The sequence below is a fragment of the Pseudomonas sp. GX19020 genome (assembly GCF_023371075.1).
Lineage (GTDB): Bacteria > Pseudomonadota > Alphaproteobacteria > Rhodobacterales > Rhodobacteraceae > Pseudogemmobacter.
Genome location: NZ_JAMCCR010000001.1, coordinates 677,902 through 701,841, shown reverse-complemented (window position 1 = coordinate 701,841; position 23,940 = coordinate 677,902). Strand labels below are relative to the sequence as shown.

General features: G+C 62.5%; 27 protein-coding genes. 7 read left to right on the top strand and 20 right to left on the bottom strand.

Going from position 1 to position 23,940, the window contains the following annotated elements:
* Window positions 1–782: 782 nt before the first annotated feature.
* On the bottom strand, window positions 783–923 hold the full coding sequence (locus tag M3484_RS03440; RefSeq protein ID WP_171909484.1) for a hypothetical protein: 141 nt from the start codon (window positions 921–923) through the stop codon (window positions 783–785).
* Window positions 924–937: 14 nt separating this feature from the next.
* Window positions 938–1,696 carry a response regulator transcription factor gene (locus M3484_RS03435; RefSeq protein ID WP_249495744.1) on the bottom strand — a complete coding sequence of 253 codons (759 nt, stop codon included), beginning with the start codon at window positions 1,694–1,696 and terminating at the stop codon, window positions 938–940.
* 1,009 nt (window positions 1,697–2,705) lie between these two features.
* Between M3484_RS03435 and M3484_RS03425 the strand changes: the two genes are divergently transcribed.
* Both M3484_RS03425 and M3484_RS03420 read left to right on the top strand, forming a co-directional pair.
* The gene (locus M3484_RS03425; RefSeq protein ID WP_249495743.1) at window positions 2,706–3,245 is read left to right on the top strand and encodes an N-acetylmuramoyl-L-alanine amidase; all 540 of its coding nucleotides are present in this window, start codon (window positions 2,706–2,708) and stop codon (window positions 3,243–3,245) included.
* Between the two features lie 199 nt (window positions 3,246–3,444).
* Window positions 3,445–3,666: a glutaredoxin domain-containing protein gene (locus M3484_RS03420; protein WP_249495742.1), complete on the top strand. Its 222-nt coding sequence runs from the start codon at window positions 3,445–3,447 to the stop codon at window positions 3,664–3,666.
* 349 nt (window positions 3,667–4,015) lie between these two features.
* Here M3484_RS03420 and M3484_RS23915 read toward each other — a convergent pair whose 3' ends face one another.
* The 3 genes from M3484_RS23915 to M3484_RS03410 form a co-directional block, all read right to left on the bottom strand.
* Window positions 4,016–4,261, bottom strand: coding sequence for a glyoxalase superfamily protein (locus tag M3484_RS23915; protein WP_502942422.1), 246 nt, complete (start codon window positions 4,259–4,261; stop codon window positions 4,016–4,018).
* Window positions 4,262–4,343: 82 nt separating this feature from the next.
* Window positions 4,344–5,735, bottom strand: a complete 1,392-nt coding sequence (locus tag M3484_RS03415) for an MATE family efflux transporter (protein WP_249495741.1) — start codon at window positions 5,733–5,735, stop codon at window positions 4,344–4,346.
* 1,009 nt (window positions 5,736–6,744) lie between these two features.
* Window positions 6,745–7,641 carry a LysR family transcriptional regulator gene (locus tag M3484_RS03410; RefSeq protein WP_249495740.1) on the bottom strand — a complete coding sequence of 299 codons (897 nt, stop codon included), beginning with the start codon at window positions 7,639–7,641 and terminating at the stop codon, window positions 6,745–6,747.
* A 94-nt stretch (window positions 7,642–7,735) separates the two neighbouring features.
* Between M3484_RS03410 and M3484_RS03405 the strand changes: the two genes are divergently transcribed.
* The gene (locus M3484_RS03405; protein WP_249495739.1) at window positions 7,736–8,164 is read left to right on the top strand and encodes a PACE efflux transporter; all 429 of its coding nucleotides are present in this window, start codon (window positions 7,736–7,738) and stop codon (window positions 8,162–8,164) included.
* Window positions 8,165–8,403: 239 nt separating this feature from the next.
* A complete protein-coding gene (locus M3484_RS03400) occupies window positions 8,404–8,823 on the top strand; it encodes an integrase core domain-containing protein (RefSeq protein ID WP_249495738.1) in 420 nt (139 codons plus the stop codon).
* On the opposite strand, the gene M3484_RS23910 is transcribed toward M3484_RS03400, so the two are convergent.
* The gene (locus M3484_RS23910) at window positions 8,807–9,019 is read right to left on the bottom strand and encodes an SOS response-associated peptidase family protein (protein ID WP_502942421.1); all 213 of its coding nucleotides are present in this window, start codon (window positions 9,017–9,019) and stop codon (window positions 8,807–8,809) included. The genes M3484_RS03400 and M3484_RS23910 overlap by 17 nt on opposite strands.
* 170 nt (window positions 9,020–9,189) lie before the next feature.
* Window positions 9,190–9,585, bottom strand: a complete 396-nt coding sequence (locus M3484_RS03395) for an SOS response-associated peptidase family protein (RefSeq protein ID WP_249495737.1) — start codon at window positions 9,583–9,585, stop codon at window positions 9,190–9,192.
* Window positions 9,586–9,664: 79 nt separating this feature from the next.
* Here M3484_RS03395 and M3484_RS03390 point away from each other — a divergent pair, with 79 nt between their 5' ends.
* Together M3484_RS03390 and M3484_RS03385 are read left to right on the top strand one after the other, a co-directional pair.
* Window positions 9,665–9,856, top strand: coding sequence for a hypothetical protein (locus M3484_RS03390; RefSeq protein WP_249495736.1), 192 nt, complete (start codon window positions 9,665–9,667; stop codon window positions 9,854–9,856).
* 563 nt (window positions 9,857–10,419) lie between these two features.
* Window positions 10,420–10,656, top strand: coding sequence for a glutaredoxin family protein (locus M3484_RS03385; protein ID WP_249495735.1), 237 nt, complete (start codon window positions 10,420–10,422; stop codon window positions 10,654–10,656).
* A 1,441-nt stretch (window positions 10,657–12,097) separates the two neighbouring features.
* On the opposite strand, the gene lexA is transcribed toward M3484_RS03385, so the two are convergent.
* From lexA to M3484_RS03340, 9 genes are all read right to left on the bottom strand, one after another.
* Complete coding sequence (lexA, locus tag M3484_RS03380; protein ID WP_249495734.1) at window positions 12,098–12,829, bottom strand: transcriptional repressor LexA; 732 nt, start codon at window positions 12,827–12,829, stop codon at window positions 12,098–12,100.
* Between the two features lie 171 nt (window positions 12,830–13,000).
* Complete coding sequence (locus M3484_RS03375) at window positions 13,001–14,227, bottom strand: molybdopterin molybdotransferase MoeA (RefSeq protein ID WP_249495733.1); 1,227 nt, start codon at window positions 14,225–14,227, stop codon at window positions 13,001–13,003.
* Window positions 14,224–14,724 (bottom strand): cyclic pyranopterin monophosphate synthase MoaC, encoded by a 501-nt coding sequence (gene moaC / locus M3484_RS03370; RefSeq protein ID WP_249495934.1) that lies wholly within the window; start codon window positions 14,722–14,724, stop codon window positions 14,224–14,226. Before moaC ends, M3484_RS03375 begins: the two co-directional genes overlap by 4 nt.
* Before the next feature lie 14 nt (window positions 14,725–14,738).
* Window positions 14,739–15,560, bottom strand: a complete 822-nt coding sequence (gene trpC / locus M3484_RS03365) for an indole-3-glycerol phosphate synthase TrpC (protein ID WP_092897146.1) — start codon at window positions 15,558–15,560, stop codon at window positions 14,739–14,741.
* A gap of 144 nt (window positions 15,561–15,704) precedes the next feature.
* A complete protein-coding gene (locus M3484_RS03360) occupies window positions 15,705–16,370 on the bottom strand; it encodes a uracil-DNA glycosylase (RefSeq protein ID WP_249495732.1) in 666 nt (221 codons plus the stop codon).
* Window positions 16,371–16,943: 573 nt separating this feature from the next.
* Window positions 16,944–17,957: an anthranilate phosphoribosyltransferase gene (trpD, locus tag M3484_RS03355; protein ID WP_249495731.1), complete on the bottom strand. Its 1,014-nt coding sequence runs from the start codon at window positions 17,955–17,957 to the stop codon at window positions 16,944–16,946.
* Window positions 17,954–18,541, bottom strand: coding sequence for an aminodeoxychorismate/anthranilate synthase component II (locus M3484_RS03350; protein WP_249495730.1), 588 nt, complete (start codon window positions 18,539–18,541; stop codon window positions 17,954–17,956). Before M3484_RS03350 ends, trpD begins: the two co-directional genes overlap by 4 nt.
* Window positions 18,542–18,733: 192 nt before the next feature.
* Window positions 18,734–19,105, bottom strand: a complete 372-nt coding sequence (locus M3484_RS03345; protein ID WP_092897152.1) for a hypothetical protein — start codon at window positions 19,103–19,105, stop codon at window positions 18,734–18,736.
* Between the two features lie 172 nt (window positions 19,106–19,277).
* Window positions 19,278–19,421 (bottom strand): hypothetical protein, encoded by a 144-nt coding sequence (locus M3484_RS03340; RefSeq protein ID WP_249495729.1) that lies wholly within the window; start codon window positions 19,419–19,421, stop codon window positions 19,278–19,280.
* A 79-nt stretch (window positions 19,422–19,500) separates the two neighbouring features.
* Between M3484_RS03340 and M3484_RS03335 the strand changes: the two genes are divergently transcribed.
* Entirely contained in the window at window positions 19,501–20,076 is a 576-nt protein-coding gene (locus M3484_RS03335) for a hypothetical protein (protein WP_249495728.1), read from the top strand.
* Between the two features lie 148 nt (window positions 20,077–20,224).
* On the opposite strand, the gene dtd is transcribed toward M3484_RS03335, so the two are convergent.
* The 4 genes from dtd to M3484_RS03315 all read right to left on the bottom strand — a co-directional run bounded on the left by dtd (window position 20,225) and on the right by M3484_RS03315 (window position 23,940).
* On the bottom strand, window positions 20,225–20,656 hold the full coding sequence (gene dtd / locus M3484_RS03330; RefSeq protein WP_249495727.1) for a D-aminoacyl-tRNA deacylase: 432 nt from the start codon (window positions 20,654–20,656) through the stop codon (window positions 20,225–20,227).
* An 8-nt stretch (window positions 20,657–20,664) separates the two neighbouring features.
* Window positions 20,665–21,600 (bottom strand): carbohydrate kinase family protein, encoded by a 936-nt coding sequence (locus M3484_RS03325; protein ID WP_249495726.1) that lies wholly within the window; start codon window positions 21,598–21,600, stop codon window positions 20,665–20,667.
* Window positions 21,601–21,651: 51 nt separating this feature from the next.
* On the bottom strand, window positions 21,652–22,632 hold the full coding sequence (locus M3484_RS03320) for a phosphoribosylaminoimidazolesuccinocarboxamide synthase (protein ID WP_249495725.1): 981 nt from the start codon (window positions 22,630–22,632) through the stop codon (window positions 21,652–21,654).
* A 174-nt stretch (window positions 22,633–22,806) separates the two neighbouring features.
* The gene (locus M3484_RS03315) at window positions 22,807–23,940 is read right to left on the bottom strand and encodes a TFIIB-type zinc ribbon-containing protein (protein WP_092897160.1); all 1,134 of its coding nucleotides are present in this window, start codon (window positions 23,938–23,940) and stop codon (window positions 22,807–22,809) included.

The following is a 23,940-nucleotide window of genomic DNA, read 5'->3' as shown; positions in this document are numbered from 1 at the left end:
TGCGCTGGCCATCGAGGCCAGCGCAAAGGCTGCTGCCGCGTGCTTCCTGGGGCGGCGGTGGCAGATGGCAGGCCGCCACCCGTATGGCCAGGTATTCTCGCCGGTTCGATGGCAAAGCGACTTCAACATGCTTGAGTTCCGGCCTGCGTCAGGATCCGGGCCTCTGGGTGTTTCCGGTCTTTGGGGGCCAGTTGAGAAATGACTGCAGGTCCGGCACGATTTTCGGGCCCTGCTTCCGGCGCACCAGGGCAGGCACCCCGAGGCCGTTTTCGGATATTGGTTGGGTTCTCCCTCTTCTTTGGACAGGATCTGGCGCTTTTCAGGCTCTGAGTTGCTCCTGTTGATCGGGTTGCGTAACTTCGCAGTGCAGTGAGCAGATCGCTGTGGGCGGGCGGTGGCTGTAAAATTTCGTCCGGTTGCGGACATGAGCGCGTGGCTGCGATCCGGTGTCCCAGGTATGCAGGCAAGCGACGTCAACTGGCCCCTTGATTGCTGTTCGTGATGTCCGGCGGTCCGAACCGAGAGATGGCCTCGTTCAGAGCTGCGACGCAGAAGTCGGCCTCCGGCGTATTTAAGAACAGGCTCGTCTGTTCCAACGCGGGCTCCTCGCCTTGCAGCGCCCCAAGGGCTTCCTGCGCCCCGAATTCAGGGGGCGCGCTGCTTTCGTTGCGACATCGTCAATCTCCCATGTGAGACACATCGGCAGACAGCAAAGACTGAGCTTACATCAGTGTCGCATTTGCAGCGCCCACTCACATACAGGGCAAAGCGGCGATCACTCCTCACTGCGGCGCTGCCCAAAGTGCAGCGCGCCGCGTTTCGGGATCGCCCGCATTCCCGCCACAGGCCATGCGGGCCGAGGTGAAAAGCGCCGGGGTGAAGATCTCCGGTGCCGGGGCATCATCGCCCAGAGCGGCTTTCATACCGATTGCCCGCCTCATTTGGATCTTGGCGTCTTCGACAGATAGCGTTGCGCCAGCGTCACCAGTTCGGCGACGGTACGCACCTGCAACTTCTCCAGAATGCGGGCACGGTGGTGATCGGCGGTGCGGGGGCTGATCCCCAGCCGCGCCCCGACCTCTTTGCTGGAGGTTTGTGACGGGTTCGCGGCCATGTGGCTGACGACTTCCATTTCGCGGACGGTCAGCCGTTTGAATTTTGCGTTCAGGCGCGCGGTGCCTGCTTTTGAGGCGATCCGTTCGGCAGCCATCGCCAGAGCGGTTTCGATCCTTTCAATCAGAACCGACTGGCTGAAGGGCTTTTCCAGAAAATCGAGGGCCCCGGCCTTGATGGCCTGCACAGATTCCGGCACGCCCCCATGGCCAGTGACGAAGATGATCGGGAGAGTATTGCCTGCCGAGTTAAGATGGGCCTGCAACTCCAGCCCGTTCATTCCGGGAAGCCTGTAATCGAGGACGAGGCAACCCGGCTCTACCCCATCATAGGCAAACAGAAAATCCATCGCTGAAGCATAGGATTCAACCCTGAAATCCCGCAATTGCAGCGCATTCGCCAGCGAGACACGGAACGCCTCATCATTGTCGACCAGAAATACCGTCAGCGATGTGCCGCGCCGGTCAGCGCCGCGCCGCTCGCCCTTACGGCGATCCGGTCCGCGGTAGGGCGTTGCACTTCCAATGCCAGAGCCGCGCCGGTCTGTGCGGCCTGGATGAGCGGGATCAGATGGTTTCGTCATGACATCCTCGCTGCGGCTGCGAGAGTGAAATAGAATCTGGCCCCGCACATGTGCGGATGTTTATGCCCAAGAGTACCGCCGTCAACCCTGACAAAGGGATTCATTACTGAAAACAATGAGCTAAAGTTTGGTGTAAATCAATCCAGACAGGCCAGCTCGTATTGGTCAGGGCCTGAGCAGAATAAATCCGGATGAGCTCTGTGCTTTGATCCCGGCGCGCGGCCCATCAGAAGCGCTGGAGAGGGACCGCGATGGCGGCTGTGCAGACGGAGCGGGCGCTGTGAACCCAGGTGTCCAGTCCCGGCATCTGCTGTATCAGGCTCAGGTTGAATCTGTCTGGTGCTGATGCCCGGGTTTCGCAGATCTGTTCGTAAGGCGTGCGACTGCCGAGCGTCCTGAGCCGTCGAGAGAAGCTGCAGGCCGCTATGAAATCGGCAAGGTGGGGCCGCAACTGTACGCCGGGCCCCTAAAAAGGGCGCCGAGCCCGTCGCCGCCAGGATGCTCAGCCTAGTGTCAGGGAGGACGGCCAGCTGTCGGATAATATTGCAGCCAGCATCCGGGTTAAGAACGAGGTCCGCGCCGCTGCCAGCGCGGCCGGGATGTGCGAGACCGGCGGGGCAGACAAGGCCGGTGCTGTCTCGGCAACGCGCGATGCGCGCCGCGCCGCCAGGGGAATTGCGCCGCCGCTGTTCATGTAAGTCGGCTTGACCGTCAAAGCGCCTCACGCCCATCTGGTCGAGCTCGGCACCGCCCCGCATATCAATGCCGGGAAATTCGCTGGCACACAGCCCCCGGCGCCGCGCCACAGCCCTTTGCCCGGCCCGCCTGGATTGCTGAGAAAAATCCCACCATTGAGCGGATCGCCAAGGCGCTCGGCAACGAGATCATGAGGGCCGCCCGCCGCGCTGCGAACAAGGCCGCGACCTTCGCATCACCTTAAGCGCAAGCCGCTTTCCAACACACCCCGCCAGCCTGCGGGGCTTTTTTACATCCAGAATCGGAGAACATCATGAGCAAGATCGCTCTGGTGATCGGGCATAACGCCCGGTCGCAGGGGGCTGTCCGCGTGACGGACAAGCGCACCGGATATGACATCAACGGCGACCTCGCGGTGGCGATCCGGGATCTGGGCCCGGCGCGCTATGTGATCGTGCGGCGCACGCATGGCACCGGTGAGATCGGCCGCGCCTCTGCGGAGGTTGACCGGCTGGGCGTCCTGGCCTCGGTCGAGCTGCATTTCAACAGCGCGGAGGCCGTCAGCGCCACCGGGACCGAAACCCTGACCAGTGGCACCACCAACAGCGCCCGCCTCGCGCGCGGCGTCCAGGCCGGCATGGTCCGCGCCCTTGGCCTGCGGGATCGCGGCGTGAAGGTCATCGCGCGGAACGGAAGGGGAGGCGCCTCGCTCTGGACCGGCAAGCCGCCGGCCATCCTCATCGAGCCGTATTTCGGCAGCAACGCGGGCGACTGTGCCGCAGCGGATCGCAACTTCTCGGCACTTGTCCGCGCTATCCATGAGGCCTGCCCGGCCCAATTCATAGGAGCCTGATCATGAATTCCGTCAACATGCGCTTCGCGCATTACGTTCTCTCCACCTTCCTCGAGCTGACTGCTGCATGGCTGGCCGGCTGAGGTGAGGTCCGGGAGGCTGATGCCCCGGACCCTGACCATCCACTTGCCGACGCTGGTTGCGGCAGTCCTGGGAGCGGCTGGCGCCTCCGGGGGTTCTTCGCACGGCGGGGCGTGAGGTGATCACCCTCCACAGCAAATCCTTATGCGTCCAGTGTGACGCCACCAGGCGCGCGCTGGATCAGGCCTGGCTCCGGTATCGCGTGACCGACCTGACCGAGGACGCTGAGGCCATGGGCTATGTCCAGAGCCTAGGATACCGGCAGGCCCCGGTGGTGGTCACCGAGACCGAACGGCACCGGTCAGGGTATCAGCCGGGGAAGATCACCGCGTTGAGGTGAGATCGGACATTTTGGCCAATTTGAGAGCCGCCCCCGGGATGCCATGGGCGGCTCTTTTCGTTTCGGCGACCGGCAGCTATGCGGGACATTGCTGCCGTTCGCTCCGGTTGATCCCTGTTGCCAATCATATCGCAAGTGAGGTGGCGCTTGCGGCAAAGACATGAGATACGAAAGCCCCTGATTTTCTTGACTTTGCCGATCCGTCGCGGATTTTAGCACTTCCGCGACAGACCGTCCCGCTTTTCGGCAGTCAGGGGAGGTCTCCTTTCCTCTGCTCAATGATCGACTGCGGGTCACCTTCTGAGGTCTGGCGATGTGAGCAGCCGTGTTCGTTGTTCGCCGCTTTGATCTAAGGGCGCGGGTTCGTGAAGCTCTCGAACCTGACCACATCGACCGGCGTATCGAAGCGGATTGTAATCTGTTGGTGGTTGGCCGGGCCAGAATGGCCGATTATCCGCCTGGTGAACGGCTGACCAGGAAAGCGGCCGCGCACCCGATCGCTCAGCGCCTGTTCGGGAGGTGCGTTGCGCAGAGCTGACCGGGCGTGGAGCGTGTTCCAGTCCTCTGCGCCATGCTGTCCGGCTATCAGCTTCAACGCTTGTGATGGCTGATTGCAGTTCCTTGCGCCTGAAGCGCCGCGCGCAAGGTTTTGGCCGGCGCCTTTGCATCATCAATGGTCATCTGCGTTTCTCCGCATTGACGTCCTGCATATCAGCGGTGTGCAGGACGTTGCGCCCCATCAGCACGGCGAGCATGAGAATGATCGCGTCCGCCATCGGAAAGGCCAGCCAGATACCCGACACCCCGAAGCCAACAGAAAGCACCAGTATGAAGAAGGGGGTCAGAAGCCATGGCTTCACCAAAGTCAGTGCCGCGGTCCGTCCCGGTTGACCAAGAGTCTGGAAATACAGCGCCAGGACAAGGACCGGGCCGGATGCTGCGTAAAACAGCATCACAGGCCGCAATATCTCCGCAACGGCGACGATCACGGCGGGGTCATCGCTGAACCAATGACCGAGGGTGGCCCCTGCAAAGACACCGACCAGCACCACCGCCAAGCACCAGACGAAAGCGGCCGCCATCGCCAGCCGTAACGCGGCCCGTGCCCGGTCATTCCTACCCGCACCAGCATTATTGCCGGCAATGCTCTGCATGGCCAGCGCGATAGCCATCTGCGGCATGAAGGCAAAGCCAAGAAGCCGCGTCACGACGCCATAAGCGGCGATCAAGGTGTCATATTCCGTGCCGGCAGAAAACCGCAGGGACAGCATCACGATACTGGCGACCAGGGCGATGCCGATGAAACTGAGGCACAGTGGCATGCCCAGCCGAATGATCTGTGACCACGCACTTAGCCAGCTTTGCGAGCGCAGAACGGACAGCGGCAGCAGCTCCCTGTTACGTCCCCTCACGCCGACAACCAGCGCCAATCCAAGGGCCTGTGCCGCGACAGTGCCAAGGGCCGAACCCGAGATCCCAAGGCCAAGCACCACGATCCCCAACCAGTTCGCACCGATATTGAACAGGTTGACCAGTACGGACAGGGCGGCAATCAGACTGGCCCTCCCCTCGTTGCGCAGGGCATCTGCATGGATGCCAAGCAACAACTGTGCCGGCGCGCCGAGAATTATGATCCACAGATAATCCTGCGCCAATCCGGCGACCCTGGGATTGCCTGCAGCCATAGAACCGACAAGCGCGGGGCCGATCACCAGCCATAGCGCGACAAGACCAACCGAAATCGCGAGCACCAGCCCATGCGCCCCGGCAAAGACGCGCCCGGCGGCTGCGCGATCTCCGGCACCCAGATACCGGGCCATCAGGCTCGACATGCCGCCGCCCGCCAGGGTCGTCAGCGCCGAAAGCACCATAGCCACCGGAAAGGCCAAGCTCACCGCCGCCAGCGCGTCGGACCCGATGAAATGGCCTACGAAAATCCCATCGACAACATTAAGAACTCCGCCCATCGACATGACCACGGCCATAGGAAGGGCGTTTGACAGCAACAGCCGCCCGATTGGGGCGTCCAGAAAAGGGTTAACCTGCTGATCAGCGTGCCGTGCAGACATCGCTCACTCCTCTTGTGAGGCATTTCAAGGTGAAATGGGGGCCTGCATTGCCCACCGCGCGAAATGCTTCGAAGGTGAGATGTCTTGTCTGTCCGGGCTTCACCGTGGCTTGCGCCGCAGGCGGCAGGTGCCGGAACCTTGGGCGTTAGACATAGGGGATGGGAGTTGCCCAGTCAATCAAGCTGCTGTCGCAAAAATCTCTAAACCTGCGACAATCCGCAATTTCGCGCGGTTCATCAAAATCAACTCTGCCATTGCGTCCGGAACGCCGAGGTCCAATGATTGAAATGGGCTCCACGCAACTTCCACCACCGGTGGCGGTTATTCCCCAAACCGTGAAAAACCCACTTCGCCCGGTCTTTGGGGTATGCCCAGATCGCGACTGACCCCAGGTCGGGGATCTCCGCTCTTACAGGTTGGCACGAGCGGCGTTCCAGCCACACTCTCCGATTTCGGGGTCAGGTCCAAGCAAGTAACCTGGCTTTGCTCCTCCGTTCTGGGGGGATCGCTGTCCATGGGGGACGGGGGGCGCTGAGATTTCAGGATATCTCGGCGCTCCGGCAATCCCAGGTGCCTCCATTGTGGATTTGCTAGGTCGAACTCTGAAGGGTTGTGCTTGATTTATGATTCATCTGAGGAGGGGCAGAGGAGCCACTGTCATGGGGGAATTGATGGGCACAGAACCTGTTCCCCCGGCGTTAAACGTGAAAGACCCGCCCGAAAGGAGGTCTTTTCCAAGTAGCTGTACCCACCAGCGATTTTTTTACTCCGGCGACAGGGGGGGAGTGGATACTTATAAGTATTTGAAAAGAGTTATATATTTCTGTCGTGTTTTCGAGTCAGGTGTCATGCTTGATGGTATTATGTATGACACCTGGCTGGTTTTTCTGATGGGCGGCGGTCGATGTCTCTCGCGCGAAGGGTGTGATGGCCTTTCGATGGGCCGGAGGGATGTGGCACTACCCATTTTCCGGCAGAGTGGTTTCAACCCTTTTAGGTCCCGGGCCCTTCAGTTGCTATGCGCCCGAGTGTTTCGCGTCTTCGGAATCCAGTCGAGAAATGACCTGAGGCCCAGCCCCATAGCCTTGCCCCTTTTGCGGCGGAAGAGAACCGGCACTTTAAGACCATTGCGGACATTGGTGAATTTCAACGCCACCAGGCTGCGCGTCCGGAGATGATTTTTAAGGGCCGAGGCCGGAATATTGGCCCAGCCAAGCCCTTGCTCTGCCAAAGCTGACATCTGGTATAGCGTGCCGACCTTCCACAGCTGCGACGCGACCAGCGTGCTGCGGGTTTCGGGTGGGCCAAAAGGGCTTGCGCTGATGATCTGGCGGTGACTGTGCAGCGCCTCAAGCGTCAGTCCGCTTTGCCGGGTCAGCGGATGATCCGGTGCGACCACCGCCACGATGGTTTCCATCCACAGACCAGTAACCTCTTCATCGACGCCAATCGTGCTGTCGCCATAGGTCAGGCCGCCGTCGACCTCATCACGCGACAGCGCACGCAGAATATCGGACTGCGGCGCGGTGATCAGATTGACCCGCAACAGGGGATAAGTCTCGGACAGCCGTCGCAGCGCCGGGATAATATTCTCCATCGGCAGATCCGAAGAAATCCCAAAGGTCAGCTCGGTCTCAAGCCCGCCCTCCATATCTTCCAGGCGCTGGTTGATGGCGGCGATATCGGCCACGACCATCCGCGCATCCGCCAGCACCGCGCGCAGCCTTTCGCTCGGCAGCGCCTCGCGGCCGCTGCGGTCAAACAGGGGAAAGCCCAGTTCTGCCTCGAGACTGGCGATCATCATGCTGATGGCGGCGGGCGTGCGATGCAGACGCCGCGCGGCCGCCGAGAAGGATCCCTCGTCGACAATGGTCAGCAAAAGGCCGAGCTGCTCTCCGGATATCATCGTACACCGTTAAGTTAAACTTAAATTACCATATTTGCCATGTCAGATCGCATTACAGTATCAGGCCGCAAAACTGAAGCTGTGAGGCAAGATCATGCAAGGCTGGAAACGCCGCGTCACCTATATCGGCCTGTTCGAGGTCACTGCGATCCTGATTTCATCGACCTTCCTGAGCTATGTCAGCGGCAAGAGCGGCGCGCATAGCCTGGCGCTTTCGATGATGATCACCACCACGGCCATCACCGTGAATTTCTTCTACAATCTGGCCTTCGAGGCCTGGGAGGTCCGCCAGGCCAGCCGCGAGCGCACTGTGTTGCGGCGCGTTTTTCATGCGATGGGTTTCCAGGTCTGCCTCGTTACGCTGCTTATTCCGCTGATCGCCTGGTGGTTCGAGGTTTCGCTGGTTGAGGCCTTTTTCATGGATATGGCGCTGATCGTTTTCTTCCCGATCTATACCATGATCTTTACCTGGGTGTTTGACCTCGTATTCGGCACCCCGGCCCATTTGCTGCAAGAAGCGTGAGGTGCCGTAGGGGGCGGTAACATATTGAAAATATAAGATTTACAAAGAATATTAGCAATATTCTGATACTATAGCTGCACCCGCCCCCTCAGTTTCTCATGGAGCTTCCCTTGCCCCATCAGGGCGGCGATCAGGCCGGTCTGGACCTCCTTCGAGGTAAGTGCCTGTTTACTCAGCTCCTGATGGGTGTCCAACGCATCTATAATCGCATTGACCAGGGCGCACCTCAGGACCGGAGAATGGGTCAGCTGCTCTTTCGAGTTATTCTGGTCCTGTTGGACAAGGACGGTACCCGGTTCAGCGCTTTGGGCCGGGTCGCGAAAGAGTTCCTGCTGAGGTCGGACAACGGGCTCGTTTTTACCAGTCGCAAGCTCACGGCACTGGTCCGCAGCTACAGCCTGAAGCAGGAGTTTATCACCCCGCCCTCGCCAGCGTGCTCGAACCGGTGGCGCTTTCGCTGGCTCGATCCGCATCCAAATGGCATGGTCGAGCGCGTGATCCGGACACCGAAGGAGCAATACCTCCATCGCCAACGCTTCGACAGCATAGAGCCCGCAAGACGCGACATCTCCGGCTGGATCAGCTTCTGCAACAGTCGCCGCCCTTATCAGGCACTTACAATGCGCAAGCCGACCGAGGCATTCAGATTAGCGGCTTGACCTGAGCAGATTCCTCTGGGCCGATACACACCGGCATCCGGTCGTGGATCGGCTCGACAGTATCATTCCCGGCCCGGGTCGTCAGGGTGACCGTCATCAGGTTCCGCCATGGGCTGACCAGTGCGGCGAAACACAGAACGTCCTCATTCCCGGCGGCTCGGAATAAATGCGGCTGCTTGGACGGGCACGATGGCAAGAACGTGCAGATCGAGCAGTACCTGGACCACGCGGTGAACCGGATCCCGAAAGACGAGTGACGGCCTGTGCCTCAGCCTGCGTGATAGAAGTCCATGTTGCGACCGCTGTAGTACTCCAGCGGGCCGCAGCTTGTCAGACCGATGATTAACGCGAGGGAAGTCATCCGGATCACTCAATGACCTCCAAGGATCCGGCCGGCAGTGGCCCCTGTAAGGATTTGGCGTCCGTCCATGGCTTCACCAGCCATTCCTCCCAGTCGTCCGGCTCCGTCAGGATCACTGGCATGGCCGTGGTATGGATTTCTGCCACTTCTGCGTTCGGGTCGCAGGTCAGGAAGGCGAAGAGGTCATCTGTGGTCTCGCCGTCCTTCAGTTTGCGGATGCTGGTCCTGTCCGGCACCCAGATTCCGGCAAAGAACGCCGGGCGATCCTCTTTCAGCGCGAACCATGCATTGCCTGCACATTTGCCCTGGCGGTGGCTCTGCGAACCGCTCGACCGGCACAAGGCAGCGGTGCGGCGGGCCAAGCCAGCGCCGCCAGTGTGGAGAGTTGGTGTTGCGAACATTGGTGACGCCCCGGTCGATGCCGCTCTTGCTGTGGAACTGAGGCGGGGAGGGCAGGCCCCACCGGGCGCTGCGCAGAACATGACCGCCATCCCCGGCGGTGATGATCGGCGCCAGGCGATCGGGCCAGATATCGCCGGGCTCGATATTGCCGGCGGCGTTCGTCAGCCCGGCGAAGAGCTGGCGCATCGCTTCGGGGGAAGTGGTCTGACTGTAAAGATTGACATCGTAAGGCTTTCTCGTTGCGCTATAGCCATTTCACAATCTGCCTGACCGGACGACGGATGGTCAATCCGTTCAGGGAGTCGGGTGAAGGAAACCACCATGTAACATTGATCCACTCCGCACTTTTGCACCGCGCGCAAGGCCATGGCGCCATATGCAGCTGGTGATCATTGCCGGCGACTTTCACAAGATCCAATGCCGGGAAATGAACGCTCCGTCTGCAGCCATTGCACCGCATGGTGATGATCATGCGCCGGTTCTGGAAGGGGTTGGCCGAGGGATGGGCATATGGCATAGGGCCGGTACCGGGCTTCTCGAACCGCCAATTGTTCCCTTTATGTTTTCGCCATGAAGCGGATCTTTCACCTCAAATGTTCTTGCGGACAATCGCGCCACCTGGCGGCGGACGATATGCCGCCCCAATGGCTCGAGGCGGGCGGCACGGTCATACGCGCCGAGGCCCTCGCCATCATGAAGTGACTGCATTGCGGGAGGCGGGGTGCGCCATCGTTCGTAGGGATGGTGTCGCCTGAGGTTGCATTGCCCGAGTCGGTCATGACGCCTGCTGGTTACACCGGCCCCTGATCCACACTCAAAGACGGACCATCTCCATGATCATTTTTTACACCCAGCCGGGCTGTGGCCCCTGCGTTGCGACCAAACGCGCGCTGGATCGGGCTGGGCCAGTCTATGAGGAGCGGGCAGGGGCTGACTGGCCGGAAGGGGTCGAGCGGCTGGCGCGAATCGCCGGTTCGCTGCAGGGGCCGCTGGTGGTGGCCGGGGATCGTATATGGTCCGGTTTTCAGCCCGGGGAGATTGCGGGCATCCTGCCGATCAGGTCCGCATAATTTACGCATTAAAAATATACTATTATCAATGGCATAGGTTCCAGAACATCCGTAGCATGGCTTTCCCGCGGCTTCCGGTTTCAGTGATTTAAGGGATACTCGTGCAGCATATGCTGCGCGTTATACGTATCGCGCCGCTCTCCAGGTGATGGTTGCTCGGCATTTCGCACGCATGCAGCGCCAGAATGGCTGATCGGTGAATCCTTCCGTCAGCTGCCACCGTTAAGCAGGCGGCGACAGAACGGACCGCAGCAGGTGCTTATGTTGCAGGATATTGTTGAAAAAACAGGTTGGCTCCGGGGACGCACGCTTGCTGCTTTCGTTTCAGCCGACGCCCCCGGTTCCTGCAGTGAAGGGCGGAAGGAAGCGGTCATCACCGCGATGCTGATCCGGACGCTGACGCTTAGACGGTCCGGGCGATTGATATGATCGGATTCCCCGAGAGGCTTGTTCAAGTCATCCGATCCACAGGAAAACAAGGCTGCGGACGGTGCACCCGTCGTTTTGGCGTACCGTTGCGGGATGAGACATCACCCCTCCCCGGCGCGGGGAGCCTGTCGGGCGGAGGGAGGGGGCTTAATGCCGTAGCGCTCAGGGGGATCGCACGGCGTATCTCAGGAACAGTCCCCTGCACGGTCAGCGCATTAGGCGTGGGCAAGCCTTATCCCTGGAGGTCATCCGGTCCCGAAGTGGCGGCGGATCAGCTCACAGGTGCTCCGGCACTGCATGTCAGCGGTTTCCTAGCCGGTGGCGAGACCTTTGGCAGCGGGGCGTATCCGCGATGGCGCCGGTGACACCAAAGACACGGACGTGCGCAGGGCAGTGTCGGGCTTCTCCGTCTGAGGCGTTTCCGCCGAACGCTGCCTATCCGCACGAGGGCTCGGGTGTCAGGCAGCTGAAGGCTCAAAAGCCACCGGTGGCGAGAACACCACTTGTCTGGCGCTGCCGGGCTGGGTTTTTCGCGGCTGGCTTCAAGGGGGGATGCCGCACCTGACGCGGAGCAAGCAGCATCTCTTATGGAAAACCCGATGGCGGAGGCCGCCAGGCAGACCAGCAGAAACAGATATAACGCAGGATGCCTGCAGTATCGCCATCTTCGGGCGAGGCGGATAACCTTCAGGGCTTCCTAAAGCGGCCATATAGACTGGCGCACCAAATGCCGTGGGGCAGGAGGCCGACCCCGTGCGGGTGGTTTTCTGCACGACAGAGATCCGCGAACTCACCCTGTGAGACCTGCCGTTTCGCAGTCTTGATCTGCTCCTCCGCCGGATCTCAACAAAAACGCCAGGCCGGAACTTACATGTTTGTCTGATTTCCAGCCGGGATCACTGCTGCCCAGAGTGCCCCGGCACATTGCACGGCTGTATATGCAATCCTTAGTCGCATTCCGATGCGCAAGACATTCAATTCGGCAGCAGGAAGCGCGTCGCGGGGGCGGAACTCAGTAACTGCGGATCAACCCGACCAGCCGCCCCTGAACCCGGACCAGGTGATCCGGGATAACCCGCGTTTCATAGGCCGGATTGGCAGCCTCCAGCGCGATCATATTGCCGCGGCGGCGATAGCGTTTCAGGGTTGCTTCCTGATCCTCGACCAGTGCCACCACGATATCGCCATTATCGGCGGTTCCCTGTTCGCGGATCACCACGATATCGCCATCGTTGATCCCGGCCTCGACCATGGAATCGCCTTTGACCTCAAGGGCATAGTGATTGCCGCGCCCCGAAAGCATCGACCCCGGAACGGCGATGTGATGCGAGACCTCGGCAATTGCCTCGATCGGCACACCGGCAGCGATGCGGCCCATGACCGGCAGTTCCAGCGCATGAACCGCCGAGACCGGCAGCGCATTGGCGGGTTGCGTGACGCGGTCGCCGTCGATCACGCGCGGCGAGAAGCCGGGCGCAGTGGCGGCGAGATCCCCCGCAGGCGCGGGTGCTGCAGATCGTTTCTCAAGCGCTTCGGGGAGGCGGATGATTTCCAGCGCGCGTGCGCGATGCGCGAGCCGGCGGATGAAGCCGCGCTCCTCAAGCGCCGTGATCAGCCGGTGGATCCCCGATTTCGACCGCAGATCCAGCGCCTCCTTCATCTCGTCAAAGGAGGGCGGCACGCCATCGCGGTCGAGCCGGTCCCGGATGAAATTCAGAAGCTCGAGCTGTTTGCGCGTCAGCATATGTTTCTCCGCCAGAGATCCGGGTTGCCCTGCCTGATTGTGGCGTATTTCACGACACATATCACGAGGCGTTGGTGTAATGTTCTGACGATGTTCTCTGTTTGTGTCAAGCCCCGTGCGGGTTCGCACTGAAGGCGCAACCATGGCGTGTGGCGGCTTTAGTGCCGCCTCTCAGATCGGGATATAACGGACGGCGTCGCCGACATGACGTGCCCCATCGCCGACCGGGCGCAGCAAAAGCGCGTTCGAGGCGCTCAGCACGGTCAGCAGCGCGCTGTCCTGACGGTCAAAGGCGGTGATCCTGCCGTCCTCGACGCGGGCGCGCATGTAATGGGCGCGCGGGCCATTGGCGGGAAGATCCTGAGCGAGTTCCGCCGTCAGGAAATGTGGCCCCGGCGCGGGGTCGCCCTGCATATGCCGCAATAGCGGGCGCAGGAACAGTTCGGCACAGATCAGCGCCGAGACCGGATTCCCGGGCAGCCCCAGCATCGCCGCACCGAACAGCCGCCCCGCCATCAGCGGTTTGCCGGGGCGCAGCGCGATCTTCCAGAACCCCGCCTCCATGCCGAGGCTTCTGGCCACTGGTGCCACCAGGTCGTGATCGCCCACCGACGCACCGCCCGAAGTCACGATCACATCTGCATCTTGCGCGAGGGAGAAGACCGCGCTCAGATCGGCCTCGCTGTCGCGGGCAATGGGAAGGAAGCGGGCAATCGCGCCTTCCTCTTCCGCTATCGCTTTGATCGCAAAAGAGTTCGAGGCGATGATCTGATCAGGGCGGGGGGTGTCGCCGGGCATGACCAGCTCATCTCCGGTCGAGATGACAGCCACGACCGGGCGCCGGCGCAGCGTGACATTTGCGACATTCATCGACGCGATCAGCGCCAGATCGGCGGCGCGCAGCCGGCGCGGGTCGATCTCGGATCCGATGCGGAAATCCTGGCCGCGCGGGCGGATATTGGGGCCGGAATCACGGTCGGTGATGGTGATGCGGTCGCCGTCGCGGCTTACATTCTCCTGGATCACCACACGCGAGGCGCCGTCAGGGACCGGAGCGCCGGTGAAGATCCGTACAGCCTGGCCTTCGCCGATCACGCCGGTGAAGGCGTGACCTGCGCCTGCCTCACCGATCACGCGAAAGCTCTCGCCCGGTGCGGGCGTGCCGGACAGCGCATAGCCATCCATCGCCGAAGCATCAAAAGGCGGCTGGTCGCGGCTGGCGATCACCGGGGCGGCGAGCCAGCGACCGGCGGCGTCGCGGAGCGGCACCTCTTCGGTCTCCAGCTCTGGGGCAAGGGCAAAGAGCCGCGCCATAGCCTCATCGACCGGCATCAGGGGGCCCGGGTTTTTCGGGCCGGGGCCCGTATCGGTGGGACCAGGATTGGTGGGGCTGCTCATTGCCCGGCCTCGAAACTGCCGGATTTGCCGCCTTCTTTGCGCAAAAGCCGGATACCTTCGATCCGCATGCCCTTTTCCGCCGCCTTGAGCATGTCATAAACCGTCAGTGCCGCGACAGAAACAGCGGTCAGCGCTTCCATCTCGACCCCGGTCTGGCCAGTGGTGCGGACGGTCGCCGTGATATGGACGCCGCCTTGCGCCGGATCCGCGGTCAGTTCCAGCGCGACTTTGGTCACTGGCAGCGGGTGGCAGAGCGGGATGAGATCGGCGGTGCGTTTCGTCCCCATGATCCCGGCAAGCCGCGCCGTTCCCAGCACATCCCCCTTGGCCGCACGGCCCTCTGTCACAAGCGCCAGTGTCGCGGGCGCCATCATCACCCAGCCTTCGGCCAGAGCGAGGCGTGAGGTCACGGGTTTGTCAGAAACATCGACCATATGGGCATGGCCCTGTTCGTCGAAATGGCTGAGCGGCGAGGGCTTCCCGGCGGGCGTTGGCATGGACATGGCGCCTCTCAGAGCGGCATTCCGCCCTGGGCGGTCAGCGGGCGGGAAAGGATCTCACGGGTGGCGGCGGCAACATCTTCCTTGCGCATCAGGCTTTCGCCGATCAGGAAGCAGCGCGCGCCGTAACGGGCAAGATCGGCGAGATCATCGGGCGTGTGGAGCCCGGATTCTGCGACGATCAGCCGATCCTCCGGCACCCGGCGCGCGAGGCGGCGCGTGGTGTCAAGCGTGACCTCGAATGTGTGGAGATTGCGGTTGTTGATACCGATCAGCGGGGATTTCAGATGTTGGGCGCGTTCGAGTTCTTCCTCGTCATGCACCTCGATCAGCACATCCATCTTCCACTCAAACGCGGCGGCCTCCAGTTCCATCGCCTGGTCATTCGACAAAGACGCCATGATCAGAAGGATGCAATCGGCCTTGAGTGCCCGGGATTCAGCGATCTGCCAGGGGTCATAGATGAAATCCTTGCGCAGGCAGGGCAGTTTCACCGCATCATGCGCCTGGGTGAGGAAGTCGTCATCGCCCTGGAAAGACGGCGTGTCGGTCAGCACGGAAAGGCAGGTGGCGCCGCCCTCTTCATAGGCGCGGGCAAGGGCGGGCGGGTCGAAATCGGCGCGGATCAGGCCCTTGGACGGGCTGGCCTTCTTGATTTCGGCAATCAGCCCGTAGCCGCCACTGGCCGCCGCTTGCAGCGCCGCCGCAAAGCCGCGCGGGGCCGGAGCCTGGCGGGCGCTGTCCTCGACCTCGCTCTGCGAGCGCAGCGCTTTGCGGGTCGCGATCTCTTCGAGCTTATAGGCCCTGATGCGATCGAGAACGGTCTTGGACATGGGGCAGTCTCCGTCTTGGCAGTGCGGTTTGCCCCGGCGGCAGCGCCGGGGTTTCACACCCACAGACCCCCGTGGAGTATTTCCATCAAGAGGAAGAGGCGCTCGTTTCCTGTTCTAACCGGCTGACCGGCTGAAGGAAAGGCTTCAGGCGGACCAGTCGATGATGGTGTCGCCCCGGGAGGCCAGCCAGGCATTGGTCTGGCTGAAGGGGCGCGAGCCGAAGAAGCCGCGATAGGCCGAGAGCGGCGAGGGATGCGCGGATTCGAGAAAGAGGTGATTTTCCCGGGGGAGGCGGGCGCAGAGTTTTTGCGCGGGGCCGCCCCAGAGGAGGAAGGCGCGGGGGCCGTCCTGGGCGGTGGCGCTGAGGATCTGGGCGATGAGACTGTTCCAGCCCCAGCTCTTATGGCCAAACGCCTGGCCCACCGGCACGGTGAGGGTGGTGTTGAGGAGGAGAACGCCCTGTTCGGCCCAGGTGCTGAGGTCTCCGTCGGATTTCGCCTGGCCGGTGTCGGAGGCGAGTTCGGTCAGTATGTTTTTCAGCGAGTCGCGCGGGGGCGCGCCGGGAGGAAAGGAGAAGGCGAGACCCTGGGCGCGGCCTGGCGTGTGATAGGGGTCCTGGCCAAGGATGATGACGCGCACCTTCTCTCGCGGCGTCAGCGCGAGCGCGCGGAAGATGTTTTGCGCCTCAGGCTGCCAGCCGGGATTTGCGCTGAGCCGCGCCCAGAGCGGCGGCCAGTCCGTCCGGAAGAAAGGAAGCGAGGCCCAGGAAGCCGGGATTTCAGGGGAGACGGCGATTTCGGGCGGCATCATGGCGGGTTACCTCGGTGCCTGGGCGGCGCCCGGCCGTGCGGTCGGCGCAGGCTGTTCCAGGACGTGTGTTGAATGTGGTGAAGCGGCGGGCGCCGGGAAAGCTGCCTTGACCGGTTTGTCTGACGGATAACCGGATGCACCCGGTCCAGAAATTCCGTTCAGGCGTGATATGTTTCGGGCGACCATGGCGGGGAGGTGATTTTTTGCATCCTCCCCGGCACGCCGGAGGGCAGGGCGATCCTCACCAGTCCCGGCGGGAGAGGCCGTGGCGGAGGAGTGGCCTGCCCCGGGATTTGGGCTCCGTCCGGGGAAAACGCCGCGCAGCCCGTCGGGCGGGGGGCGGTCCAATCCGCGAAAAATCGGTCTGAGAACGGGGGGCAGGCCGCTTCCCGATCCGGTTTTCGCAAAACCGGCCGCATGGCTGTCATGCCGGGCCCGGTCATGATTTGCCCCGGGCTGCCGAAAGAAATTCTGATTCGGCCAACCGCTTTCGCCGGGTGGGTATGCATGAGGGGGAAAAAGGCGCTCCGCCTCCTTCTTGCGGTCTGTGGTCAGTGGCATGAAGGAACGCCCTCAGGCATTCGACACCTTCACCAGTGCCTCCAGCTTTGCCTTTGCCGCTCTGCTGTCGATGGCGGTACGGGCAAGCTCTGCGCCCTCTTTCAGGTTCGCGGCCTTATCGGCCACCACGAGGGCCGCCGCGGCGTTCAGGAGTACCGCGTCACGATATGCCCCCGCCTCGCCGTCGAGCAAGGCCCGCAAGGCTGCGGCGTTTTCCGCAGGATTGCCGCCCATGATCTTCTCAAACGGATGATAAGGCAGGCCCGCATCTTCCGGATGCAGGGTGAATTCGCGGATCTCGCCACCCTCCAGCGCCGCCACTTTCGTAGGCGCGGCGATCGAGATCTCATCGGTACCGTCGCCGCCATGCACCAGCCAGGCCTTGACGCTGCCAAGGGCGCGGAGCGTTTCGGCCATCGGGCGGATCAGCGCTTCGGAAAAGGCGCCGGTCAGCTGGCGGGTCACACCGGCCGGATTGGTCAATGGCCCGAGGATGTTGAAGATCGTGCGGGTGCCAAGCTCGGTGCGCACCGGTCCGACATGGCGCATCGCCGGGTGATGCATCGGGGCCATCATGAAACCGATGCCGGTTTCCCTCAGGCAGGTCTCGACCTGTTCCGGCGCGAGCATCACATTGAGGCCAAGCTCTGTCAGCGCATCTGCCGCGCCCGATTTCGAGCTGAGATTGCGGTTGCCGTGCTTGGCGATGGCGACGCCCGCGCCTGCGACAACGAAAGCGGTCGCGGTCGAGATGTTCAGCGTGCCTTTGCCATCGCCACCGGTGCCGACGATGTCCATTGCGCCTTCGGGCGCGCGGACGCGGTGGCTTTTCGCCCGCATCACGGCACTGGCGGCGGCATATTCATCGACCGTTTCGCCTCGGGTACGCAAAGCCATCAGAAAGCCGCCCATCTGGGCCGGTGTTGCGGCGCCCTCGAACAGCGCGTTGAAGGCTGCTTCGGCCTCGGCACGGGTCAGCGGGCGGCTGGCGGCAAGGCCGATCAGCGGTTTGAGAATATCGCTCATGCGGTGACCTTAACGCCTGCTTCTTTAAGGAAATTCGCGAGCAGCCGGTGGCCGTGTTCCGAGGCGATGGATTCCGGGTGGAATTGCACGCCCTCGATCAGTTTTTCGCGATGACGGAGCCCCATGATGGTGCCGTCTTCCAGCCATGCGGTGACCTCAAGGCACTCCGGCAGGCTCTCGCGCTCGACGATCAGGGAATGGTAGCGGGTGGCCTCGAACGGCGAAGGGAGATTACGGAACATGCCCTGGCCTGCGTGATGCATCGACCCCATCTTGCCATGAACGATCTCATGGCAGCGCACGACCTTGCCGCCAAAGGCCTCGCCAATGGTCTGATGCCCAAGGCAAACCCCCAAAAGCGGCACATCGGCCTCATAAGCGGCGCGGGTCAGGGGCAGGCAGATCCCGGCCTGGGCCGGATCGCAGGGGCCGGGCGAAAGCACGATGGCCTCGGGGCGCAGCGCCAGAGCTTCCTGCACCTCAAGCGCATCATTGCGCCTGACCACCACATCGGCGCCAAGCTCGCCGAAATAATGCACCAGATTCCAGGTGAAACTGTCGTAATTGTCGATCAAGAGCAGCATATGTCTTCACCCTCCGGGCCCTGGCGGTTCCGTCACGGTGGTCGGCGGGATGCTGCCGGGAGGCGCCCGTGGGCCCAGGCCTGGGCTGCGGTCTCCTGTCCGGACGGGTATCGGCCCCGGGGAACGTGAGACGCTTATCGCGTATCTGCCGGGGGGGAGCAACTGCCCCCGCACCCGGTTTGGTCTGTCAGATCAGTCTCTGGAATTGACGAAGCCGCCGCCGAGGCCGAAGTCGATATTGCCGGTACCGATATTGTAGCCGAAATTCGCATCAACATAGCCGCCATCGCCGACATAGGAGATGCCGAGATTGGGGCGCAGAGACTCGGAGCCGAAATGGTAATCCAGCCCGAGCGAGCCGGCCGAGTGGTCTTTGTCACGGTCGGTGAAGATCTTTGCACCAGCAGCGAGGCCGCTGTTGTAACCGCTGCCAAACACCCAGCTCAGGCCGATGCCAAGCCCGGCATCGCCGGCCTGCGCGGGGGTGGAGGTGCCGGGAACGATGCCGGCGATAAGGGCGCTCAGCGCAAGGCCGAGCCCGAAGGCTTTGCTGATTTTGGTCATGGCGTTACTCCTGCCCGATCGCAGATCCTGTCTGAGGGACGCATCTGTCCCCCTGGATCTGGCGTTGATTATGGGCGGAGCTTAGACCATTTTGTATGGGTTGAAAACCCTCGCGGCGGGGGCAGGCGGTGGCTTCGACCCCGATCAGCGGCGCGAAGCCGAGGGCGCAGGTTCAGAAGATCAGAAAGCCGGTGGCGAAAATCGCGAGGCCCGTGACCAGCACCGCGAGGGTGGCGATCAGCGCAGCAGTACCGGCGCCATTGCCCTCGGCATCATACCAGATCGTATGGTCCGAAATGCGATGCGTGAACCTCACACTGGCCCAGAACGGAGATCCGGAAAATGCACACCGACTTCCCCCGTTGAAGGTGTCAGCGCCGTTCGGATGACCGAAGATGACATCATCGCCCGCGCCCCCGGAGACGGTGCGATTCAAGATGCCGCGGGGCGTTTTGACCAGATCTCTGATGGTCGACGAGGCCCCGATTGATTACAGAGCGGATGCCGCCGCCCGAGATGATGCGCAGCGCGAACTGACCGGGATTGGCGCTTGCCGCCTCAGTGACGAGGCGATCGGCGGTTTTTACCATGAGACAGTCGGCTTTGCGCTGATTGGCAGGTTAAGCGAGCTGGTTCTACCAATCAGGAGTCAGTGGCCGTTCGGGTCGGGAATATTTGCGTGTGCAAAGCGGGTCACAGTGTTCCGGGTCGCAGCCTCACCGCAGACGACGGCGCTCAGAGGGCTGCCCAGGTCACTGGAAATCGCGTTTCTGCTGGTTGAATGCACGGTGGCGAAGCGGAAGGCAAAGCTGCTGTCTCCGGTCTTAAGGCTCTCTTGCACGCCCGCGCCGATCATGGTTGCGCCATTGATAAAGGGCATGGCAGGGGCCCCGGATAAGGGAGGCCCGCCTCGGGGGATAAGGCTGAGGGGGGCGTCAGAGCAGGCTGGCGCAAAGGCATCGGCAGGCTGATATGTGCGGCGATGCCGGTTTTCCCGCAGGGCAGAAATCACCACGCCACGGTCAGAACTGCGGTATTCCGGCGCCATCTGGTGCTGCGAAAATCTGAAAATCATGCGTTTTATGCAGCGCGGGGCAATCAAGGCAGGGCCGGCGGCGCTCAGCCTGCCGCACTGTCGATCCAGATGGTGACTGGCCCGTCATTTGTCAGGCTCACCGCCATATCGGCGCCGAAAATTCCGGTCTCAGTCGGCACCCCTTCGCGGGTGAGACTGGCCGCGAAATGCTCATAGAGCCGCTTGCCCTCTTCGGGCGGCGAGGCGGTCGAAAAGCCGGGCCTGTTGCCGCGCAGATCAGCCGCCAGGGTGAACTGGCTGATCACCAGCGCCGAGCCGCCGATATCCCTGACCGAGAGGTTCATCTTGTCCTGGTCGTCTTTGAAGATCCGCATCTTTGCGATCTTCGCCGCCAGTTTTGCCGCCACCGCCTCGTCATCGCCCTGCATGGCGCAGATCAGGATCATCAGCCCGGGGCCGGAGCGCCCGACAACCTCGCCCGCCACCGCCACTTCGGCATGAGTGATACGCTGCAAAACGGCCCTCACGTGCGCAACCCGATTTCATGCGCCCAGGGCGGATTGGCGCCTGCGCGCGAGACGGTGATGCCGGCGGCCCGGATCCCAAGGTCGAGACAAGCGTCGATCTGCGCCCCTGTCAGCGCAGCAAGGCCCGCGCGGGTCAGCGCGCCTTCGCGGGCGAGACCGGCGAGGAAGCCCGCATTGAACGTATCGCCCGCGCCGACCGTGTCGACCACCGTGACCTGTCCTGCCGGGCGGTGACGGCTGCCATCTGCGGAAAAGGCCCGCGCGCCATTGGCGCCTTCGGTGATCAGCACCAGCGCCGGCCCCTGGCGCAGCAAGCGGGCAGCCAGCGCATCGGTGTCGCCCGCACCTTCCAGCCAGTGGAGGTCTTCATCCGAGAGTTTCACGATATCGCTTTGCGCGATCATCCGGGAGATGCGGGTGCGGTAGGGGGCTTCCTGACCCGCGATGAAGCCTGGACGGATATTCGGATCGATCATGATCAGCCGCTGCCCGGCCTCGCGCGCCAGCAGCGCCTCGTAGCTAGAGGCCGCCGGATCATTCACCAGCGAGATGCCCCCGAAAAACAGCGCCTGGACCCGGTCGGGCAGGGCCGGAAGATCCGTCGTCGCGAGCATCCGCCCGGCGGTGGCCTCGTCGTAAAAAGCATAGCTCGCCTGGCCATCGGTCAGTCTGACAAAAGCCACGGTGGTCGGCCGGTCCGAGCGCGCAAGCAGGCTTGTATCGACCTTTGATGCCGTCAGCGTATCCGCCAGGATCTCGCCCAGCATATCGGTCGAGACCCCGGAAAAGAACCCCACCGGCGTGCCAAGCCGCCCAAGCGCGATGGCGGTGTTGAACACCGCACCCCCGGCATAGGGCGCGAAACAGGCCTCTCCCGCGGTTGAGACCCGCGGCAACATGTCAATCAACGCCTCACCACAGCAGAGAATCATCACGCCCTCCCGGTTTTCCTGTGTATTGTTAGCGCAAACATGGCGGCGCTGTCAGGCGGTGAAATACGGTGCCAGATTGGAGCGTACCCGATCCAGTGGCGTTTCACCCGAGATATCGGGGCGGAAGGTCTCGCCGGTGATCCGCTCATAGGCGGTGATATAGACCTCCGCGGTCTTCGCGATCATCTCCGAGGGGATTTCCGGCACCGGATCCTTATAGGGATCACAGCGCGTCGCGACCCAGGACCGGATCACATCCTTGTCGAAAGACGGCGGACGCGCGCCGGTGGTCAGCGCTTCCTGATAGCCATCGGCGATCCAGTAGCGGCTGGAATCGGGGGTGTGGATCTCATCTGCAAGCAGGATGCGACCCTGGTCATCCAGGCCGAATTCATATTTCGTATCCGCAAGGATCAGCCCGCGCTCTGCCGCGACCTTCTGGCCAAAGGCAAAGAGGGCCAGCGCCTTGTCCGAAACCTCGTCCCATTGTGCCTGGGTGAGGAGCCCCTGGGCGACGATCTCTGCCGCCGTCAGCGGCTCGTCATGGCCGCCGTCAAAGGCTTTCGAGGTGGGGGTGATGATGGCATCGGGCAGGGCCTCATTGTCGCGCAGGCCATCGGGAAGGCGGTGGCCATACATCTCGCGCGCACCGGCCTTGTACTGGGTCAGCACCGAGGTGGAGGTGGTACCGGCAAGATAGCCGCGCACGACCACTTCGACGGGCAGAATGCTGACATGGCGCCCGACCACGACATTCGGATCGGGATAGGCCACGACGTGATTGGGGCAGATATCGGCCGTGCGGTCGAACCACCAGCGTGCTGTCTGGGTCAGGACCTGGCCCTTCCACGGGATCGCGGCCAGAATGCGGTCAAAGGCCGAAATCCGGTCCGAGGAAATCAGGATACGCCGCCCGTTCGGGAAATCTGCATCCGCCGGCAGGTCGTAGCAGTCGCGTACCTTGCCGAAATAGGGCGAGGGCAATTCAGGAATACGCGCCTCGCTCAGCACGCGGGAGAGATCAATCGACATATGCGCCTGCCTTCCTCTGGTGACGCGGCTGCTATGAGCGCCGGGCGCGCCCATGTCAACGCCCGGAAGGGGGCGCCGCAGGGGCGCGCCCGGAGTATTCGGGTCCGGAGGAAAGAGCGGGCTTCCCCTTGGCTTGATTACGCGCGCAGGAGGCGAAGGCCGGCAGGGTTTGCCTCAGTCCAGCCAGTCGAGCCCATGCCCGCCAATGCTGATATCGCCATCCTTCATCACATAGAGCAAGGCGGCCGCAACCAGCGCCGCCGCGACAGCGGCAAGCGCGATTTTCCAGACCGACCACGGGCGCTGGCCCTGGACTTTGCCGGTCTGGCCATTGACGAGGAACTGATAGCTTTTGCCGTTGTATTTATAGGCCGCCATCCAGATCGGCAGCATTATATGTTTGAAGGTCTCGCCGCTGTATTCGGTATCAATGCCGGAGATCCGCTGTTCATCGCCGCCAATGTCACGGCGCACATCTGTTTCGATCACACGGGCCATTTTCTGTTTCGATTGCAGGCTCGCGGGTTCCAGCGGCACAGTATAGCCCTCGGCCGAAAACCCGGCGAGATAATCCGGCGCGTAGGGGACCAGCCTCGTCAGATCCCAGGGGTCGAGCTCATTCGCATAGCGCGGCGGCACGCTCAGCGAGGCCAGCACTCCGACATCATCGAAATCGCGGGCGACATGGCCGGAGACCGAGGTCCAGCGGATCCTGCGCTCCTGCCGGGTCTCGCGTTTGCCGTTCACCGTAACCGTGCGCGAGACGTAATAGGCGTCGCCCCGGCTGCCGGAATAACGCGAGCGGGTTTCGGCATCAAAGGTCCACCAGGGCACATAGACGCCATTCATCGCCCGCCCGCGCCTTGTATATTCCAGCAACCGGTTCGGCGCGAACCAGAGCGAGCCAAGCCATTTCACCAGGGCTTCACGCGCCTCGCGTTCGGAAAGCACGAAGGGGATCAGCGCCTGGGGCTTGATCTGCCTTGTCTCGCCGGTCGAGGTCACCACAGGCGTCGCACAGAAGGGGCATTCGGTGGCGTGGCTGGCGCCGATCATCTCGATCAGCGCACCGCAGGAGGTGCAGCGCGTGGTCCGCACCACTTCCATCGCCGAAGAGGACAGGTCGTCGGCGATCCCCCTGGCCAGGTCATGTTCGACCAGCGCCCGGTCCTGATCGGCGAGGGCGATATCGGGCAGGCGCTGGTGATTGCCGCAATGTTCACAGACCAGATCGCGCTGGCCCGGGGCATAACGCAGCTGTGCGCCGCACTGGCTGCAGGGCCAGCGGTGTTCTCCGAAGGCGGGCAT